Genomic DNA, 2,798 nt, shown 5'->3' on the forward strand with positions numbered 1-2,798 from the left:
TATCGGCGAGCTGGTCGGGCGAAACCTTGTCGTTAACCCACTCCCAGATTGGCGGGAACAGCGCACCGAAGACAGCGTAGCCCCTCCACTCGGGGTGGCCCATCTTGTCAGCGACCCAGCTCATCAGTCCGGCGCCAAGGACGTTTCCGAAGTAGCCGAGCCACTTGTTGCCGTTGCCGGCCCTCTCAAGGACGCCACCGATGACGGCGCTGGCGAGGCCGGAGACGGTCGCGTATCCGAGGCCGACGACGGTCTTCTCCGTGAAGATGTTCTTTATGTCCTCAACAAATCCCATCTCGCGTCACCTCCATCCGCTAAATAATGAGGGGTGGGCGTCAGAGCCCAGCGCCTCTGAAGAACTCTCCAGCCTTGTATGTGCCATACTCTTCGCCCTTCTTCGCCCTAAGCATAGCCTCAAGCTCAGCGACGGTGTGGTAGCTCTTCTTGACCCTGCTCGGGTATTCCTCAGGCTTCATAGCGTCTGGGGCGCGGTAACCCCTCATCTCCTCGGATATCCTCCTCAGCCTCTCGGCGAGAGGCATTCCCTTGGTGGCGCTCGCAATCTTGGCGAACTCCAGCCTGGTCTCAATCTGGCCGAGGTGCGGGCTCTCGATGGTGTACGGGAGGTTCGCGAGTATAGCTCCGCTCTTCTTGACCCACCAGCGCGCACCGACGCTCTGGATGTAGAATCCCTTAGCTCCGATGTTATTCATAGGAGTTGCCTTACCGGCGAGACCGGCAACGAGGGTCTGGGGCCTTATCTTCGTCATCTCAACACCACCTCCAGTGGTTCTTTTTGTTGCCGGGTTTCGGCCCCCGGTAGGGCTCCCGGTCTCGTTCTCTGTGTATGTTTTTTGCAAAAGAGATATTTATGTCTTTCGCTCCGCAAAACCCGCCCTTTGCAGAAAGCAATGTTTCGCATGTGGTTGGTCAACGGTTGAGTTTACAAATGTAAAAGAAAAGGTTGCGTGGCACAGTCACTCCAGCGCCCACTCAAGGATGTCGAGGAGCTTGTCGAGCTTTGTCCTCGGTCTCGCCCACCGCTTGCCCTTCAACAGCTTCACCATCGCCTGACTCTTTGTGAGCAGTTGGCCGTCAACGAGGACGGCCTTCTTACCCACGAGCCCCGGCCTGCCGAGGTATCTGCCAACGTCCACAACCTCACCACCCACGAGCTCCGCAACCTCCTCGTGGCTCAACTCTCCGGCGAGCTTTGCCAGCTTTGCCATTTCCTCCCACGCCTTCCGCTTCGCCTCGGTCGGTGGCTTCTCCGGCGTCCGGCGGAAGTAAATGGTGTCACCCCTTTTGGCAACCACGACGGCCCTTGAGCCCTTCATAGGCTTCGCCGGCGTGCTCATAGCCTTCCGGTAGAGCCTTTCCAACCTCGCGAGCCTGTCCTGGTCGAGAGGTCCCCCATTCAGCTCCACCGCCAACGGCGACGGCTTGAGCTTTGGACGCCCTTCTTTGAGCTCGTAGGCGACCTTGGTTAGGAGTGTCTCCATAAGCACCACCTCAGACGCCGAAGCCGAGGAAGCCGAGCTTCTCAAGGTCGGTTAGCCGGCGCCTGTTTAGGATTTTCACGCGCCCGTTTTCCCACATCATCACGCCTTCTCTGCTGAAGACCTTTAAGACCTCCTGCGGGTCTTCGTAGCCGAGCTCCCGGATGCGCTCCATAAGCTCCTGTATGTCGTAGTCGCGCCCGCGCAGGTAATCGTAGGCTCGGTCGTAGGGCTCCGGGATTTTCGGTATCTCGGCGATGAGCTTTGCGACGGCCTTTTTCACGCCGGTCGCCACGCTCCCGTATTGCCTCTCCAGCTCCCTCGCGTGGTCGAGGGAGATGTAAACGTTGCTCAGCCGGACGGTCTTATACTTGAGCCTCCTTATCTGCGCGGGGCTGAGCTTGTACCCCCAGCGCCTTTCAATCTCGGCTTGGAGCGTCTTGTCGGTGAACTTGCTAACGACGGGCATCTTACCCCAGTTCTCCTCGACGAACTCCTCAATCTGAGCCAGCACCGGCGCCGGGATGTCCGCGAGCCTAACCATACCCCATCACCTCAGCTCCTTCCTCAACTCCGCAACGAACTTTTCATATATCTCGTTGAACGGCCAGGGGAATTCTGGCTCGTAGCCAAGACTCTTCAGCACCGTCGCGGGCACCACTGCGACCAAGTAGAACATCGTGGGCTCGCAAAGCCAGCCCTTCTCGTTCTCTCCGAGCTCGTCCTCAAACTTGACCTGCACCGTGAAGTGGTTGTAGTCCGCCTTGTGGCAAATCTTTCTGTGCTTTCTGAGGAAAGCCAGCACGGCAGTACTGTAAGGCTCGCCCGCCTTAGCATTCCTCTTCAGCCATGCACGTATGAGGCTCGCAACCTTCCTATATACCTCGTGGATGCCACCCTCGACCAGAGCACCGCCCGCCTGCTCCACAGCGTATAGCGCCATCGCTTCGGCGAACGTCAGCGGGGCCCTCTTCTTCCTGTCTATGTACTCGCCGATGATGTTCTCCCCGAGCCACTTCTTGAGAAAGTCGGCATACATGCTGGCGTCCGAGTGAGTCTTGGCCTTCTCCTTAAGGTAGCGCTCAACGCCATACCACAGCATAGCTGAGAGCTCGCGCGGGTCTTCGAGGGCCCGACTGAGCCACTCCGGCACCTCGCCGAGGTACTGGTAGATGTTCTTTGGCTTCGATAGTTCTTTCCTCCGCTCGACTATCTCAGTTGCTGAAACCACCCCACCCGAGCGCTTCTTCATCTCGACCGGGAGCTCTCGGCGCCCGACCTTTTGGTTGTACACACTTG

5 protein-coding genes are annotated in these 2,798 nt (G+C 58.5%); all 5 read right to left on the minus strand.

Translation table 11 applies throughout. The features are described 5' to 3' along the window. The coding region (locus MVO87_RS09800; protein ID WP_297553012.1) for a hypothetical protein at positions 1-295 on the minus strand (295 nt) is incomplete at its 3' end. 40 nt (positions 296-335) lie between these two features. Then, positions 336-770: a hypothetical protein gene (locus MVO87_RS09805; RefSeq protein ID WP_297553013.1), complete on the minus strand. Its 435-nt coding sequence runs from the start codon at positions 768-770 to the stop codon at positions 336-338. 207 nt (positions 771-977) lie between these two features. Beyond that, positions 978-1,508 (minus strand): hypothetical protein, encoded by a 531-nt coding sequence (locus tag MVO87_RS09810; protein WP_297553016.1) that lies wholly within the window; start codon positions 1,506-1,508, stop codon positions 978-980. A gap of 4 nt (positions 1,509-1,512) precedes the next feature. Further along, entirely contained in the window at positions 1,513-2,043 is a 531-nt protein-coding gene (locus MVO87_RS09815) for a hypothetical protein (protein ID WP_297553018.1), read from the minus strand. A gap of 6 nt (positions 2,044-2,049) precedes the next feature. Continuing rightward, the coding region (locus MVO87_RS09820) for a hypothetical protein (protein ID WP_297553020.1) at positions 2,050-2,798 on the minus strand (749 nt) is incomplete at its 5' end.

The sequence above is a fragment of the Thermococcus sp. genome, from assembly GCF_027063845.1.
GTDB lineage: Archaea > Methanobacteriota_B > Thermococci > Thermococcales > Thermococcaceae > Thermococcus.

What these genes read in the sequence shown, in the direction of transcription:
- MVO87_RS09805 (WP_297553013.1), bottom strand. Translation starts at nt 770, where the DNA reads ATGACGAAGATAAGGCCCCAGACCCTCGTTGCCGGTCTCGCCGGTAAG.
- MVO87_RS09815 (WP_297553018.1), bottom strand. Translation starts at nt 2,043, where the DNA reads ATGGTTAGGCTCGCGGACATCCCGGCGCCGGTGCTGGCTCAGATTGAG.